The following is a 15354-nucleotide window of genomic DNA, read 5'->3' as shown; positions in this document are numbered from 1 at the left end:
TTTTTATCCTTATCTCTTATGATTCATCGGCCCAATTTGGTAACCTTTTCTGGATAAAAGCCATTGTTCCTTCTTGTCCTTCAGCACCACCAACCGCTTGAGCAAACTGCTGTGCAGCATCATCTAGCAACTCATTTAAAGGTTCATTGAGTGTTCGATGTAACAGTGCTTTAGTCACACGTGAAGCTTGAGGAGCTGCTCGTTTAATGTGTTGAATGGTTTCATGTAAAGCTTGTTCAAGTTCAATTTCATTATGTGCAATTTGATGAACCACACCGACACTCAGTGCTGTATGCCCTTCAAAACGCATGCTGAGTAAAGCCAGTCGGCGTGCCTGAGTCAGACCAATACGTTTCACCACAAAAGGAGCAATTTGTGCAGGAATCACACCAAGCCCAGTTTCAGGTAAACCAAACTGCGCATTATCACGGCTAATGGCAACATCAGAAACACATGCCAGCCCAAAACCTCCACCTAATACCGCGCCTTCTAAAATGACCACAACAGTCTGTGGTGCAGCTTCAACTTGCTCAAGCATGGCACCAAAACGGCGGTTAAAGTCAGTATAAGGTTGCAGACTACCAACGTTAGTTGCTTCAACGCGTAAAGCAGCCATGTCTTTAATATCACCACCTGCGCAGAAAGTCCCACCTTCACCACGAATGATGACTGCACGAATTGAAAGGTCATCGCGGATGGCAGTAAAAACTTGCTGTATTGCATTAACCATATTCAAGTTCATGGCATTACGGCTCTCCGGTCGGTTTAACCAAAGGTATAAAATACTGCCGTCTTGTTCTAATTGAATGCTGTCATCAATATCTATAGCTTGAAGCGATGCTGAAAGTGTCATGGTTGATTCCTTATTTTTGTTTTTTTGGCAAGATATCCATCAACTTACAGATAATCCCCAACATAATCTCATCTGCGCCACCGCCAATAGAGCCTAAACGACCATCACGATATAGCTGGGATGCAGGGTTATCCCACATAAAGCCATTGCCACCCCAATATTGTAGACAGCTATCGGCAACTTCACGGCTTAAACGGCCTGCTTTGAGCTTTGCCATAGATGCCAGCTTAGTCACATCTTCACCCGCAATATGCTGTTCACACGCTTGGTAGGTTAAGGCTTTAAGCGCTTCTACTTCAGTCATGAGTTCGGCAAAACGAAAATGGATATATTGGTTATTAATGAGTGGTTGACCAAATGTCGTACGCTCTTTGGTATAGGCGATAGTCTTTTGAATTAAATTTTCCAAACCACCAATCGCATTAGCACAAGCCCATAAACGCTCTTCCTGAAATTGCATCATCTGCATCATGAAGCCCATACCTTCAACGCCAACCAAGTTACGCTGAGGTACACGTACATTGTCTAAATAAACCTGCGCTGTGGTCGTTGAACGCATCCCTAATTTATTTAACGGCTCTGAAAAACTAATCCCTTTAGTTTTGGCTGGCACAATAATCATCGACTTATTAACATGGGGTTTATCGTCAGATGTGTTGGCTAAAAGACAGAAGAAATCGGCCTGCAGTGAGTTGGTAATCCACATTTTGCTGCCGTTAATAACATAGTCATCGCCATCTTTTTTAGCAGTCGTTTTAATAGCAGCAACATCCGAACCAGCATGTACTTCTGATACTGCAATGGATGCAACATATTCTCCAGCAATGGCTGGTGTTAAAAACTCATCACGTAATTCTTTGCTGCCAAAACGCGCCAAAGCAGGTGTTGCCATATCGGTTTGTACACCAATGGCTAAAGGCACACCGCCACAAGCTGCTCGTCCAATTTCTTCAGCAACAACCAAGTTATAAGAGTAATCTAAAGCCAGACCACCATTTTCCTCAGGCTTACAAATCCCCAATAGGCCAAGATCCCCCATCTTTTTAAATACATCGTGGATCGGGAAACGTCCAGCTTCTTCCCATTCTGGAATATTCGGATTCAGTTCATTTTCAACAAATTGACGCGCTGTGCGACGTAATGCTTCATGTTCGGCAGTAAATTTCATGGTGTTGTTCCTATTAATTTTTTTAATTACGGTAAAGATTGATTAAAAACGAGACACACCAAAACGGGTCGGATTTAGTCCGCGTTGCTGTGCTTCATAAATAGTTTCTAAAAGGAAAATAAGTAATTTTCGGGTATCTCGCGGGTCAATAATGCCGTCATCATGTAGCATGGCCGTATTGAAAAGCGCGGTAGATTGCTGCTCTAATTTCATCGCAGTACTGTGCTCAAGAAAATCGAGCATTTGCGGATTCGGTTCCTGACCGGAAGCTTTTTGTTTTCCTTCAGCCACAATGCGTAGCACCTTTCCGGCCTGTGCAGCCCCCATTACAGCAACATGCGAGTTCGGCCAAGCAAAAATAAAATCTGGCGATAAACTCCGACCACACATTGCGTAGTTACCAGCACCATATGACCCTGCCACAACGATTGAAATTTTAGGTACAGTACAATTGGCAACCGCTTGAATCAGTTTTGAGCCATGCTTAATAATGCCATTTTGCTCGGCATCGGTTCCCACCATAAAGCCAGTAGTGTTATGTAAGAATAATAACGGGCGGTTAGTCTGTTCACATAAGTGAATAAACTGCGCTGCTTTCACTGCTCCTTGAGGCGTAATCGGGCCATTATTGGTAATAATACCGATATGCAAACCACCAATTTTTGCCCAGCCACATACCGTTAAATCATCATATTCCTGCTTAAATTCTAGAAAATCTGAATCGTCAATAATGCGGGCAACCACTTCTTTCATATCAAATGGTTGTTTAGGATCACTTGGAATAACACACAACAGTTCCTCGGTATCGTAACGAGGCTCTTTATAAGTCACATCAACTGGTTTGATTTGCTCTTTCCAGTTGAGGTGTTCAAAAATTTCACGTGCAAGCCGAATTCCATCGGCATCATTTTCTGCTAAGTATTCTGCTGTTCCAGCAACCTGCGCATGCATTTCCGCCCCACCCAATTCCTCCGCTGTGGCGACTTCACCCGTGGCAGCCAGAAGTAAAGGTGGACCTGCAAGAAGCATCTCTGTTTGTTTGCGTACTACAATGACATAATCCGAAAGACCTGGTTGATAAGCTCCTCCTGCCGTTGCATTCCCATGTACCACTGCAAGTTGTGGAATACCTGCTGCAGACAAACGTGCCTGATTGGCAAAAGTCATACCACCATAGGTAAATACTTCAGCTGCATAATTTAAGTTAGCACCGCCACTTTCGGTCAGCGTAATCAGCGGGAGTTTTTGTTCTAAGGCAATTTTTTGCAAACGCAAAGTTTTCTGTACACCCATAGGTGACATGGTCCCGCCTTTAATCGCGCTATTACTTGCAGAGACCAGACAACGCACACCACTGACAAAACCAATGCCAGCAATTACACCACCACCAGCTTCGGAGCCATCCTTGTCATCATGCATGTTGTAGCCAACCAAGCCACAAAGCTCGACAAAAGGCGAATCGGCATCGAGCAATAACCGTACACGCTCATGCGGCAGAATCTTGCCCTTTTTATCGAATTTCGGTTTAGCAGCATACGATTTATCAATACTTTTTTGCTGAATTGCACGGACTTCACTCAGTTGAGCAAGCAGTGCCTCTTTATTCTTTTGATACTGTTCACTACCAACAGTAATTTCGGATTGAAGAATGGTCATTTTTTATTCCTCACTCCGAGCCTGAATTATTGCTTTGCTCGACTTTCTCAGTCTTATCTTTTTTAAAAATTTCAGGAATAAACGCGCGATGGAAACCATTATAAGACTGACTATTTGTCGCTTCGGCTAGTGGGTACATGCGTGTCCCTTGCGATGCAGCGCCATCAATACGCAAAGTTACACCTGACACAAAAGCCGCAGCATCGGACAGTAAATAACAAATTGCCGATGAGACTTCCGACTCAGTTCCCATACGTTTTAACGGTACATTGCCGGCAAGACTTGGAATAATTACTTTGGCAAAATCACCGCTATAATTATCCATACCGGATGATACAATCCACCCTGGTGCAACCGCATTTACACGAACACCAGATTTGCCCCACTCAACCGATGCTGTTTTAGTTAAGTTATCAACCCCTGAACGCGCAGCACCAGAATGTCCCATTCCCGGCATGCCGCCCCACATATCAGCAGTCATATTGACAATACTGCCACCATGTTTAGCCATCCATTGATTATAAGCTTCACGCATTAAATAGAAAGTTGCGTGTAAATTATTACGCACGACTGCATCAAAACCATTCGCCGAAATATTCTCTAAAGCTGAGGGAAACTGCCCGCCTGCATTATTTACCAAACCATCGAGTTTGCCGAATTTCTCAATCACTTCGGCAATCATATTTTTCACTTGTTCTTCTTCACGGTTATCACAAACAATGAAATGAACTAAACCACCATCTTCTATAATTTCTTGGCTTACTTTCTCTAATTTTTCAATTTTGCGTCCTGTAATCACTACTTGAGCGCCAAGGGCTGCAAGCTCATGTGCCGTACAGCGTCCAATTCCTGAGCCGCCACCTGTCACAATAATGACTTTATTGGCGAAAGCATCTGGTCTAAATATTGATTGATAACTCATCTTTTTTTCATCCATTCATTTTATTTTTCTAAAAGATGTGCCGGAACTTTAACAGGCATATCCAATAACTGTTGGGCAAAAGCTTTACCTTGCGGATCAATACGTAAGCTGGCAACACCACCACCGCCTAAGGCATTCTCCAACATAAAATTCAGTGCATTTAAACCCGGTAACTCATAACGAATTACTCGCCCTTTCTCAGCATCCAAGACATGTTGCATATAGCTTGCAACAGACTGTTCAGTTAGTGCTGCACGAATCCATGGTAAATAGTCCGCTTTACGTGCAATCACGCCAATATTGCTATGATTGCCTTTATCACCACTGCGAGCATGCGCAATTTCAATCAAAGGAACTTCAATTTCATCTCCTTGATAAACTGCATTTTCACCTGCCGTTAATGTAAGCAATTGCTCTGTAGAAACCCCTTGTGGAATTTCAACCGCGTGACGTTGGCCATCAAAATCGATTTCAACATTCACCTGATTTTTATCAATTAAAAATGAAAATAACTTAATTACTGGAGATGCTTTGGGGCGGCCTCCAACAATTCCTGCCAAAGCTGGAGCCATACCTGTTGAAGCTTGTGCAATTTCAGATGCAAAGAACATACATGCTTCTTTAATCATGTGTTTTACAGCTATTTTGACCACAACTTCACGACTATTTAATGTTTGGGCATGGCCGCCATAGGTACTTTCAATACCTAAAATTTCAACAGACTTTTCACTAAATGGCGGCACTGAGCGCATTGCTAAAACACGTTCGCACTTAGTCAAAATCGCATCAGCAATGACTTGTGCTTTTTGTGGTGCCTCACGTCCTGCAATGAGGAAACTCACTAAAACCCGATATCCATCTGGGTAAGTCGCGCTGACTTTATATTGTGTAGTTGGTGCTTGTCCTTTTGCACCCGTCACACGAACTCGGTGCTCCCCGACTTGCTCTAAATGCACGTGGCTGAAATCAGCAATGACATCGGGTAGTAAATATGCTTGAGGATTGCCTATTTCATAAACAATTTGCTCTGCAACTGTAGCAGTAGAAACCAGACCACCTGTACCTTGAGGCTTAGTTACAACAAATGAGCCATCTTCACTCACTTCAACCAATGGAAAGCCCATGTTGTCGAAGCCCTGTACCAATTGCCAATCGGTAAAATTACCACCCGTACATTGGGCTCCACATTCAATCACATGACCTGCCAACGAACCTTGCGCCAATTTGTCATAATCATCGAGCGACCACTGATATTCATGAAGTAAGGGTGCAAGTACCACAGCAGAGTCAACAACACGACCAGTAATCACAATATCTGCGTCTAAATTCAAAGCATCACGAATAGCCACCGCCCCTAAATAAGCATTACTACTAGCCACTTGTTCTGGTAAAGGTCCACCACTAAACATTTCCAGAACATTCTGCTGCTTAAGCTGCTCATGTTTTGGTAAAAGATCATCACCTAAAACCACAGCCACTTTCAGATCTAGACCATACTCTTTAATAATTTTTTGCAATGCGTCCCGACAAGCCAATGGATTAACACCACCCGCATTACTAATCACTTTAATCTTTTTTTCAGCAATTTTTTTTAGTAAGGGTGCCATGACTCGGCTGACAAAATCTAAAGCGTAACCATGTTTCGGTTCTACCATCTTCGCTTTTGCCATAATCGACATGGTAATCTCGGACAAATAATCAAAAACCAAATAATTAATATCGGTCAAATGCACTAACTGAAAAGCGGCAGTATTGGTATCTCCCCAAAACCCAGAGGCACACCCTATTTTTACGACTCGATGATCATCCTGCTGATTATTTGCCATTCTATTTCTCATTATTTTGTCTAAAAATCAGCCTTAACATTACCAAGCAAGCGCTTGGTTTGTAAAGCGCAAAATGTTATTGTGATGTTGACCAAATCTTCCAAATTCGGCAAATAACCTGAAATACGATGAAATTTAGTGAAAATTTCCACTATAGTCTTTTAGATAAAGGAACAAACTGAGCACATGATTGCCACCTCAATTGAACAGATTCCAAATATCCCCTGCTTTGATGACAGTCCACGTGGCCGTTTATTGCACGGTGCAGCCTATCTTTTTCATAAGCAAGGCTATGATAAAACCACTGTTCGTGAACTTGCTCAGTTTATTGGAATCCAATCGGGAAGCTTATTTCATCATTTCAAAAGTAAAGATGATATCCTCGCTCATGTGATGGAACAGACCATTATCTATAATCTTGCCCGTTTAAATGATGCAGCAACTCAATATACAGACCCAGAACAACAATTACGTGCTCTTATTAAAGCCGAACTGATCTCAATTACTGGAGATACTGGTGCAGCCATGGCTGTGTTGGTGTACGAATGGTTCGCTCTATCAAAAGAAAAGCAAGATTACCTTTTAAAAATGCGTAATGAATATGAACAAATCTGGCTCGACGTTATAGAAAAGTTACGCACGCAAGGTAAAGTCAAACACGATGCTTTTATTTGGCGACGCTTAATTGGCGGTGCAATTTCATGGACTGTAACTTGGTATAAATCTGAGGGTAAAGTCAAAATTGATGAGTTAACCGAAATGGTCTGGGAAATGGCTTTGAAATAAAAAAGGTGGCTCAAAGTCCACCTTATAAGAATTAATAACCAAACTGTTTACTAATCAAATCTTTCATAATTTCTTCAGCACCACCGCCAATCATATTGACCTTCACTTCACGGTAAATACGTTCTGACTTGGTACCTCGCATAAAGCCCATACCACCTAATGTTTGTACAGCCGCATCAGCACAAAATTGCATAGTGCGAGTCGCAACATTTTTAAGCATTGAAATTTGCGCCACCAACTCAGGTCCTTGTAACTTCGGCTGAGTCATTTTCCATGCTGTTTCTTCAAGTAATGCCCGCGTTGAGGTCAGTTGGGTTGCCATATCTACCAATTTATGGCGTACTACTTGATGATCTATTAATCGCTTACCAAAAGTTTTACGTTGCTGTGCCCACTCTAAAGCTTCTTCATAACAGACTAATGCATACCCATAAGCGACTACTCCCAAGAAAAACCGCTCCATATTAAAGTTATTCATAATAACTTTAAAACCGGCATTTTCTTTGCCAAGTAGATTTGATGCAGGTACTCGTACTTGATCAAAATGCAAATGTGCCGTATCTGATGCCCACCATCCCATTTTCTTCAAGGGCGTTTTAGTAATACCTTCACTATGTGCATCAATGAGTAACATTGAAATGCCTTCTGCACCCGTTTTTGTCGGATCAGTACGCACTGCAACTGTATAATAGTCTGCACGAATTCCCGATGTAATAAATGTTTTCTCGCCCGAAACAATATAATAATCCCCATCTCTGGCAGCTTTAGTCTGTAATGCAGCAACATCTGAACCACCACCAGGTTCTGTAATCGCTAAAGCCGAAATTTTCTCACCGGAAATAATACCTGGCAGAACTCTAGCCTTTAACTCCTCACTCCCAAAGTGCTGAATGGGAGGGGCGCCAATGGTATGGACCATGAGCGAGATATGCACCCCACCTGAACCCGCCTTTGCCATTTCGATACCAGCCAGTAATGAATAGAATGGATCTGCATCTGGAATACCACCATATTCTTCTGAAAAACCTAGACCCAATAATCCAATTTCGGCAGCCTTTTTATAAAGTTCTCTTGGGAATGTCTCAGCCTCATCCCATTCATTAACGAAAGGTGCCATTTCTTTTTGTACAAATCTACGAACATTATCGGCAAAAGCTATATGTTGTTCATTATAGTAAATTGGATTGAGCTGCATTTTTAGAAATGTCCTGATGTTTTTATTTAATTCCAGAACATATCTTGTCATGTTTACCATCAGTCAAAAGTTGCAAGAATCTCCATTTTCTTGGCATAAAATATCAAATCCAGACGATCGAGTTGATTCGCAAGACCTATACCCTTAAACAGCAGCGAAAACCACGAGCTGCATAATATGACTGGGCTCCATTGTGATAGATGAAGACTCGACCATAGCGACGGTCCGCAAAAAGAGCTCCTCCTAATTTTCGAATTTCCTCTGGAGTAGCAAGCCAGCTTGATGTTTTTAGATCAAACTCCCCGAGCTGTTGTAATTGGTGATATTGCTCTTCTGTTAGGAGTTCAGCCCCTATTTCTTGGACTAAGTCTATTGCGCTATTTTTAGGAGGATGATCTTTTCTAGACTCTAAGGCTTCTCGGTCATAGCAAAGGCTTCTACGACCTTTCGGTGACTCAACAGAGCAATCTATAAACAAATATTCATCTTTTTGCTTGTTATACGCTACAACGTCTGGCTCTCCCCCAGTATTCTCCATTTCTTGCAATGTCCATAGTTTATCTGGAGACTCAATAAGTTTAGCTCGCACATTCGTCCAATCAATTTCTTTATGTCGATGTATATTCTTTTCAAATCTATTTTTTAATAATTCAAGCAACATATCTATTTGTTTTGAAGTCAATTGTTTTTTAGTCATCATTGAATACACCTTATAGTTATTAAACAGAACGCCCATCAAAATAATTTATTTTCTTTGTTTAATATCGAGGGCTTCTCTGCCTCAAACATTAATTGCAGAGATAGAACTCAATCCAATCTCTCTACATGAGGGTCCATAATTAAGATAATAAATAATCCTTTACTATATATTTAATTCCAAAAGTGTCCACAACGCTTACATTTCCTCCCATTTTTAAAAGAAAATAAAGGTAGGCCGAAAAACATAAACACTAAAAAGGCAGATTTTTTTCCTTTAGTATTAACCTCTATATCCAAACTTCCACATTCAGGACAATATTCTTTATTCTCCCCGAACTTTTGTTCAAGCTCATCACTAAAGTCTTTTTCAAGAAATAACTTCGCTTCATCAACATAGTTTTCTGGAACTAATAAACGAACTCCACCTAAAGCATTAGAATAAAACCAATCCATATTAATTGTATGCTCATTTTCAATATAAGCAGGAATTCCAAATGCTTCTAATTGAGTTTTTGCAATTTGTGCCTCATAAGGAAACGAGAAAGTTTTAACTACGATCCATTGCATATTAAATTTCTGATGAGGTAAATAACTTTAGATTAGCTTTATTTCTTTATAATTTGAATCAATTTTAATGTTTAAAGGATTGAGGATACAAATTCCAGCTATAAAAATTGATTGATTTTCCATATAAAAAAACACCCCAACCTCTTTTGAGATTGGGGTGTTTAGAATAATGAGCTGGCGATGACTTACTCTCACATGGGTAATCCCACACTACCATCAGCGCTAAGAGGTTTCACTTCTGAGTTCGGGAAGGGATCAGGTGGTTCACTCTTGCTATGGTCGCCAGCACAACTGTTTATGGATACTTGCTTGGGTCTTATTTGATGCCGAAGCGTTTTCCAAATCTGTAACAGACTGGGCTGATTGAATCTTACTTTACTTGTTCATTTTAGCTAGAGGTATAACTAAATCAAGTTGTCTTGCATATTTAAGAATCGATTGATGCTTCATATACAACTGCTTGGGTGTTGTATAGTCAAGCCTCACGAGCAATTAGTATTGGTCAGCTTCACATATCACTATGCTTCCACATCCAACCTATCAACGTCCTAGTCTCGAACGGCTCTTTAGAGGACATAAAGTCCTAGGGAAATCTTATCTTGAGGTAGGCTTCCCGCTTAGATGCTTTCAGCGGTTATCCCTTCCGAACATAGCTACCCGGCGATGCGACTGGCGTCACAACCGGTACACCAGAGGTTCGTCCACTCTGGTCCTCTCGTACTAGGAGCAGATCCTCTCAAATTTCCAGCGCCCACGGTAGATAGGGACCGAACTGTCTCACGACGTTCTAAACCCAGCTCGCGTACCTCTTTAAATGGCGAACAGCCATACCCTTGGGACCTGCTTCAGCCCCAGGATGAGATGAGCCGACATCGAGGTGCCAAACACCGCCGTCGATATGAACTCTTGGGCGGTATCAGCCTGTTATCCCCAGAGTACCTTTTATCCGTTGAGCGATGGCCCTTCCATACAGAACCACCGGATCACTAAGACCTACTTTCGTACCTGCTCGACTTGTGGGTCTCGCAGTTAAGCGCGCTTTTGCCTTTATACTCTACGCGTGATTTCCGACCACGCTGAGCGCACCTTCGTACTCCTCCGTTACTCTTTAGGAGGAGACCGCCCCAGTCAAACTACCCACCAGACACGGTCCTCGTCCCGGATCACGGGACAGAGTTAGAACCTCAACATTACCAGGGTGGTATTTCAAGGACGGCTCCACTGGAACTAGCGTTCCAGCTTCAAAGCCTCCCACCTATCCTACACAAGTAAGGTCAAAGTTCAGTGTCAAGCTGCAGTAAAGGTTCACGGGGTCTTTCCGTCTAGCCGCGGGTACACTGCATCTTCACAGCGATTTCGATTTCACTGAGCCTCTGCTGGAGACAGCGCCGCCATCATTATGCCATTCGTGCAGGTCGGAACTTACCCGACAAGGAATTTCGCTACCTTAGGACCGTTATAGTTACGGCCGCCGTTTACTGGGGCTTCGATCAAGAGCTTCGCTTACGCTAACCCCATCAATTAACCTTCCAGCACCGGGCAGGCATCACACCCTATACGTCCACTTTCGTGTTTGCAGAGTGCTATGTTTTTAATAAACAGTTGCAGCGGCCTGGTTTCTGCGGCTGTCGTCAGCTCAGGAAGCGAGTTCCATCACCAACAACAGCGTACCTTCTCCCGAAGTTACGGTACCATTTTGCCTAGTTCCTTCAGCAGAGTTCTCTCAAGCGCCTTGGTCTACTCGACCTGACCACCTGTGTCGGTTTCGGGTACGATTCCTGTGTAACTGAAGCTTAGAGACTTTTCCTGGAAGCATGGCATCAACCACTTCGCTGTACAAGTACAGCTTGCTATCAGATCTCAGCATAGAGTACCCCGGATTTGCCTAAGATACATGCCTACATCCTTTCACCTGGACAACCAACGCCAGGCTGATTTAGCCTTCTCCGTCCTCTCATCGCATTACACAGAAGTAATGGAATATTAACCATTTTCCCATCGACTACGCCTTTCGGCCTCGCCTTAGGGGTCGACTCACCCAGCCCCGATTAACGTTGGACTGGAACCCTTGGTCTTTCGGCGAACGGGTTTTTCACCCGTTTTGTCGTTACTCACGTCAGCATTCGCACTTCTGATACCTCCAGCATGCTTCTCAACACACCTTCATCGGCTTACAGAACGCTCCCCTACCACGTATACAAAGTATACATCCGCAGCTTCGGCACATAGTTTTAGCCCCGTTACATCTTCCGCGCAGGCCGACTCGACTAGTGAGCTATTACGCTTTCTTTAAAGGGTGGCTGCTTCTAAGCCAACCTCCTAGCTGTCTATGCCTTCCCACATCGTTTCCCACTTAACTATGATTTTGGGGCCTTAGCTGGCGGTCTGGATTGTTTTCCTCTTGACTACGGACGTTAGCACCCGCAGTCTGTCTCCCGGATAGTACTCATAGGTATTCGGAGTTTGCATCGGTTTGGTAAGTCGGGATGACCCCCTAGCCGAAACAGTGCTCTACCCCCTATGGTATTCGTCCGAGGCGCTACCTAAATAGCTTTCGGGGAGAACCAGCTATCACCAGGCTTGATTAGCCTTTCACCCCTATCCACAAGTCATCCCCTGGCTTTTCAACGACAGTGGGTTCGGTCCTCCAGTTAGTGTTACCCAACCTTCAACCTGCTCATGGATAGATCGCCTGGTTTCGGGTCTATACCCAGCAACTAAACGCCCTATTAAGACTCGATTTCTCTACGGCTCCCCTATACGGTTAACCTCGCTACTGAATATAAGTCGCTGACCCATTATACAAAAGGTACGCAGTCACACCACGAAGGTGCTCCCACTGCTTGTATGCATGCGGTTTCAGGATCTATTTCACTCCCCTCACAGGGGTTCTTTTCGCCTTTCCCTCACGGTACTGGTTCACTATCGGTCAGTCAGGAGTATTTAGCCTTGGAGGATGGTCCCCCCATATTCAGACAAGGTTTCACGTGCCTCGCCCTACTCGTCATCATTATGTGTGCCCTTTCGTGTACGGGAATATCACCCTCTACGTTCGCACTTCCCAGAGCGTTCCACTAAAACACACATAACTTAATGGGCTGATCCCCGTTCGCTCGCCGCTACTGAGGGAATCTCAATTGATTTCTTTTCCTAAGGGTACTGAGATGTTTCACTTCCCCTCGTTCGCCTTGCAACACTATGTATTCATGTTGCAATACCTACCTTAAAGTAGGTGGGTTCCCCCATTCAGACATCTCCGGATCAAAGGATATTTGCCGCCTCCCCGGAGCTTTTCGCAGGCTATCACGTCTTTCATCGCCTCTGACTGCCAAGGCATCCACCACATGCACTTAATTACTTGACTATACAACCCCAAACAGTCGATGTTACCTACAAGTTAGTAACTTCAACATTTCAGTTTAGAGCACTGTGCACTTAAGCACCGTACAGCTTCAATCTAAATTCACATACCAAAACGCTTGATTCAGTTAATTTGCTAGTTCTCAATTCATCTAGATTAATTGCTTAACCTAAACTCTTGAGTGAACAATTTATTTCAGACTCAATTTTGCCAATCTGTTAATGAGTTAATGTGTCTTCGTCAGATCACACTAATTACCGTGATAATGAAATCACAGAAGTTAATAAACCAAGATCTCAATCTTTATTTACTAATTTCTGTAATCCGAACTTATCTTAAGTTCTGGTGGAGACTAGGAGAGTCGAACTCCTGACCTCCTGCGTGCAAAGCAGGCGCTCTACCAACTAAGCTAAGTCCCCAGCTTACATCATCAATCATGTATCTTTTATCTATAACTTCAACCAGTCAAAGTCATGGTGGGTCTGACAAGACTTGAACTTGTGACCCCACGCTTATCAAGCGTGTGCTCTAACCAACTGAGCTACAGACCCTCAGATACATCTATGAAGAACAACTTGTTGTGGATTCTTACCAATCGTCAATCTTTCGTTAAGGAGGTGATCCAGCCGCAGGTTCCCCTACGGCTACCTTGTTACGACTTCACCCCAGTCATCGGCCACACCGTGGTAACCGCCCTCTTTGCAGTTAGGCTAGCTACTTCTGGTGCAACAAACTCCCATGGTGTGACGGGCGGTGTGTACAAGGCCCGGGAACGTATTCACCGCGGCATTCTGATCCGCGATTACTAGCGATTCCGACTTCATGGAGTCGAGTTGCAGACTCCAATCCGGACTACGATCGGCTTTTTGAGATTAGCATCACATCGCTGTGTAGCAACCCTTTGTACCGACCATTGTAGCACGTGTGTAGCCCTGGCCGTAAGGGCCATGATGACTTGACGTCGTCCCCGCCTTCCTCCAGTTTGTCACTGGCAGTATCCTTAAAGTTCCCATCCGAAATGCTGGCAAGTAAGGAAAAGGGTTGCGCTCGTTGCGGGACTTAACCCAACATCTCACGACACGAGCTGACGACAGCCATGCAGCACCTGTATCTAGATTCCCGAAGGCACCAATCCATCTCTGGAAAGTTTCTAGTATGTCAAGGCCAGGTAAGGTTCTTCGCGTTGCATCGAATTAAACCACATGCTCCACCGCTTGTGCGGGCCCCCGTCAATTCATTTGAGTTTTAGTCTTGCGACCGTACTCCCCAGGCGGTCTACTTATCGCGTTAGCTGCGCCACTAAAGCCTCAAAGGCCCCAACGGCTAGTAGACATCGTTTACGGCATGGACTACCAGGGTATCTAATCCTGTTTGCTCCCCATGCTTTCGTACCTCAGCGTCAGTATTAGGCCAGATGGCTGCCTTCGCCATCGGTATTCCTCCAGATCTCTACGCATTTCACCGCTACACCTGGAATTCTACCATCCTCTCCCATACTCTAGCTCACCAGTATCGAATGCAATTCCCAAGTTAAGCTCGGGGATTTCACATCCGACTTAATAAGCCGCCTACGCACGCTTTACGCCCAGTAAATCCGATTAACGCTCGCACCCTCTGTATTACCGCGGCTGCTGGCACAGAGTTAGCCGGTGCTTATTCTGCGAGTAACGTCCACTATCCCTAGGTATTAACTAGAGTAGCCTCCTCCTCGCTTAAAGTGCTTTACAACCATAAGGCCTTCTTCACACACGCGGCATGGCTGGATCAGGGTTCCCCCCATTGTCCAATATTCCCCACTGCTGCCTCCCGTAGGAGTCTGGGCCGTGTCTCAGTCCCAGTGTGGCGGATCATCCTCTCAGACCCGCTACAGATCGTCGCCTTGGTAGGCCTTTACCCCACCAACTAGCTAATCCGACTTAGGCTCATCTATTAGCGCAAGGTCCGAAGATCCCCTGCTTTCTCCCGTAGGACGTATGCGGTATTAGCATCCCTTTCGAGATGTTGTCCCCCACTAATAGGCAGATTCCTAAGCATTACTCACCCGTCCGCCGCTAGGTCCAGTAGCAAGCTACCTTCCCCCGCTCGACTTGCATGTGTTAAGCCTGCCGCCAGCGTTCAATCTGAGCCATGATCAAACTCTTCAGTTAAAATCATTTTGCACCTTATTTATAGACAAGGTGCCAATTCTGGCTCATCAATTACTGACTTAAATTTCGCTCAAATAAACTTCGAGTAATTTAAACCAATCAATCAATGAAAATTATTTCGATTAATCAATCAGTAAAAATCCACACAAGTTGTTCTTCAATTCTCTTAATGAT

The 15354-nt window shown here is 43.9% G+C and carries 9 protein-coding genes, 2 tRNA genes and 3 rRNA genes; 1 reads left to right on the top strand and 13 read right to left on the bottom strand.

Annotated elements, in window-relative coordinates; genetic code table 11:
* Positions 1-16: 16 nt before the first annotated feature.
* From MKL36_RS18030 to MKL36_RS18010, 5 genes are read right to left on the bottom strand one after another with little or no spacing between them, the layout of a single operon-like run.
* Positions 17-853, bottom strand: coding sequence for an enoyl-CoA hydratase/isomerase family protein (locus MKL36_RS18030; RefSeq protein WP_021510988.1), 837 nt, complete (start codon positions 851-853; stop codon positions 17-19).
* A 10-nt stretch (positions 854-863) separates the two neighbouring features.
* On the bottom strand, positions 864-2021 hold the full coding sequence (locus MKL36_RS18025) for an acyl-CoA dehydrogenase family protein (RefSeq protein WP_000673016.1): 1158 nt from the start codon (positions 2019-2021) through the stop codon (positions 864-866).
* A gap of 42 nt (positions 2022-2063) precedes the next feature.
* Positions 2064-3677 carry an acyl-CoA carboxylase subunit beta gene (locus MKL36_RS18020; protein WP_021510987.1) on the bottom strand — a complete coding sequence of 538 codons (1614 nt, stop codon included), beginning with the start codon at positions 3675-3677 and terminating at the stop codon, positions 2064-2066.
* A 10-nt stretch (positions 3678-3687) separates the two neighbouring features.
* Positions 3688-4599, bottom strand: coding sequence for an SDR family oxidoreductase (locus MKL36_RS18015; RefSeq protein ID WP_000121939.1), 912 nt, complete (start codon positions 4597-4599; stop codon positions 3688-3690).
* A gap of 20 nt (positions 4600-4619) precedes the next feature.
* Positions 4620-6425 (bottom strand): acyclic terpene utilization AtuA family protein, encoded by a 1806-nt coding sequence (locus MKL36_RS18010; RefSeq protein ID WP_021510985.1) that lies wholly within the window; start codon positions 6423-6425, stop codon positions 4620-4622.
* Positions 6426-6611: 186 nt separating this feature from the next.
* On the opposite strand from MKL36_RS18010, the gene MKL36_RS18005 reads away from it, so the two are divergent.
* The gene (locus tag MKL36_RS18005) at positions 6612-7211 is read left to right on the top strand and encodes a TetR/AcrR family transcriptional regulator (protein WP_000562189.1); all 600 of its coding nucleotides are present in this window, start codon (positions 6612-6614) and stop codon (positions 7209-7211) included.
* A 31-nt stretch (positions 7212-7242) separates the two neighbouring features.
* On the opposite strand, the gene MKL36_RS18000 is transcribed toward MKL36_RS18005, so the two are convergent.
* From MKL36_RS18000 to MKL36_RS17965, 8 genes are all read right to left on the bottom strand, one after another.
* Positions 7243-8406, bottom strand: a complete 1164-nt coding sequence (locus MKL36_RS18000) for an acyl-CoA dehydrogenase family protein (RefSeq protein WP_021510984.1) — start codon at positions 8404-8406, stop codon at positions 7243-7245.
* 136 nt (positions 8407-8542) lie between these two features.
* Positions 8543-9106: a DUF4256 domain-containing protein gene (locus MKL36_RS17995; protein ID WP_021510983.1), complete on the bottom strand. Its 564-nt coding sequence runs from the start codon at positions 9104-9106 to the stop codon at positions 8543-8545.
* Positions 9107-9276: 170 nt separating this feature from the next.
* Positions 9277-9672 (bottom strand): putative signal transducing protein, encoded by a 396-nt coding sequence (locus tag MKL36_RS17990; protein ID WP_021510982.1) that lies wholly within the window; start codon positions 9670-9672, stop codon positions 9277-9279.
* A gap of 172 nt (positions 9673-9844) precedes the next feature.
* Positions 9845-9959, bottom strand: a 5S ribosomal RNA gene (gene rrf, locus MKL36_RS17985).
* 184 nt (positions 9960-10143) lie between these two features.
* Positions 10144-13036, bottom strand: a 23S ribosomal RNA gene (locus MKL36_RS17980).
* Positions 13037-13376: 340 nt separating this feature from the next.
* A tRNA-Ala gene (locus tag MKL36_RS17975) sits at positions 13377-13452 on the bottom strand.
* Positions 13453-13507: 55 nt separating this feature from the next.
* Positions 13508-13584, bottom strand: a tRNA-Ile gene (locus MKL36_RS17970).
* Positions 13585-13643: 59 nt separating this feature from the next.
* Positions 13644-15180: ribosomal RNA gene (locus MKL36_RS17965) — 16S ribosomal RNA — on the bottom strand.
* The 16S, 23S and 5S rRNA genes sit together here with 2 tRNA genes alongside, the layout of an rRNA operon.
* Positions 15181-15354: the final 174 nt, after the last annotated feature.

The organism is Acinetobacter sp. AOR12_HL, assembly GCF_027855275.1.
GTDB classification, from domain to species: domain Bacteria; phylum Pseudomonadota; class Gammaproteobacteria; order Pseudomonadales; family Moraxellaceae; genus Acinetobacter; species Acinetobacter baumannii.
Note: the sequence above shows the minus strand (reverse complement) of the source record. Positions and strands in the feature narration are given on the sequence as shown.

Bases quoted from the DNA above. Each gene is read 5' to 3' on its own strand.
- MKL36_RS18030 (WP_021510988.1), bottom strand. From the start codon at position 853: ATGACACTTTCAGCATCGCTTCAAGCTATAGATATTGATGACAGCATT.
- MKL36_RS18000 (WP_021510984.1), bottom strand. From the start codon at position 8,406: ATGCAGCTCAATCCAATTTACTATAATGAACAACATATAGCTTTTGCC.
- MKL36_RS17990 (WP_021510982.1), bottom strand. From the start codon at position 9,672: ATGCAATGGATCGTAGTTAAAACTTTCTCGTTTCCTTATGAGGCACAA.
- MKL36_RS18015 (WP_000121939.1), bottom strand. From the start codon at position 4,599: ATGAGTTATCAATCAATATTTAGACCAGATGCTTTCGCCAATAAAGTC.
- MKL36_RS18005 (WP_000562189.1), top strand. From the start codon at position 6,612: ATGATTGCCACCTCAATTGAACAGATTCCAAATATCCCCTGCTTTGAT.
- MKL36_RS17995 (WP_021510983.1), bottom strand. From the start codon at position 9,106: ATGATGACTAAAAAACAATTGACTTCAAAACAAATAGATATGTTGCTT.
- MKL36_RS18025 (WP_000673016.1), bottom strand. From the start codon at position 2,021: ATGAAATTTACTGCCGAACATGAAGCATTACGTCGCACAGCGCGTCAA.
- MKL36_RS18010 (WP_021510985.1), bottom strand. From the start codon at position 6,425: ATGGCAAATAATCAGCAGGATGATCATCGAGTCGTAAAAATAGGGTGT.
- MKL36_RS18020 (WP_021510987.1), bottom strand. From the start codon at position 3,677: ATGACCATTCTTCAATCCGAAATTACTGTTGGTAGTGAACAGTATCAA.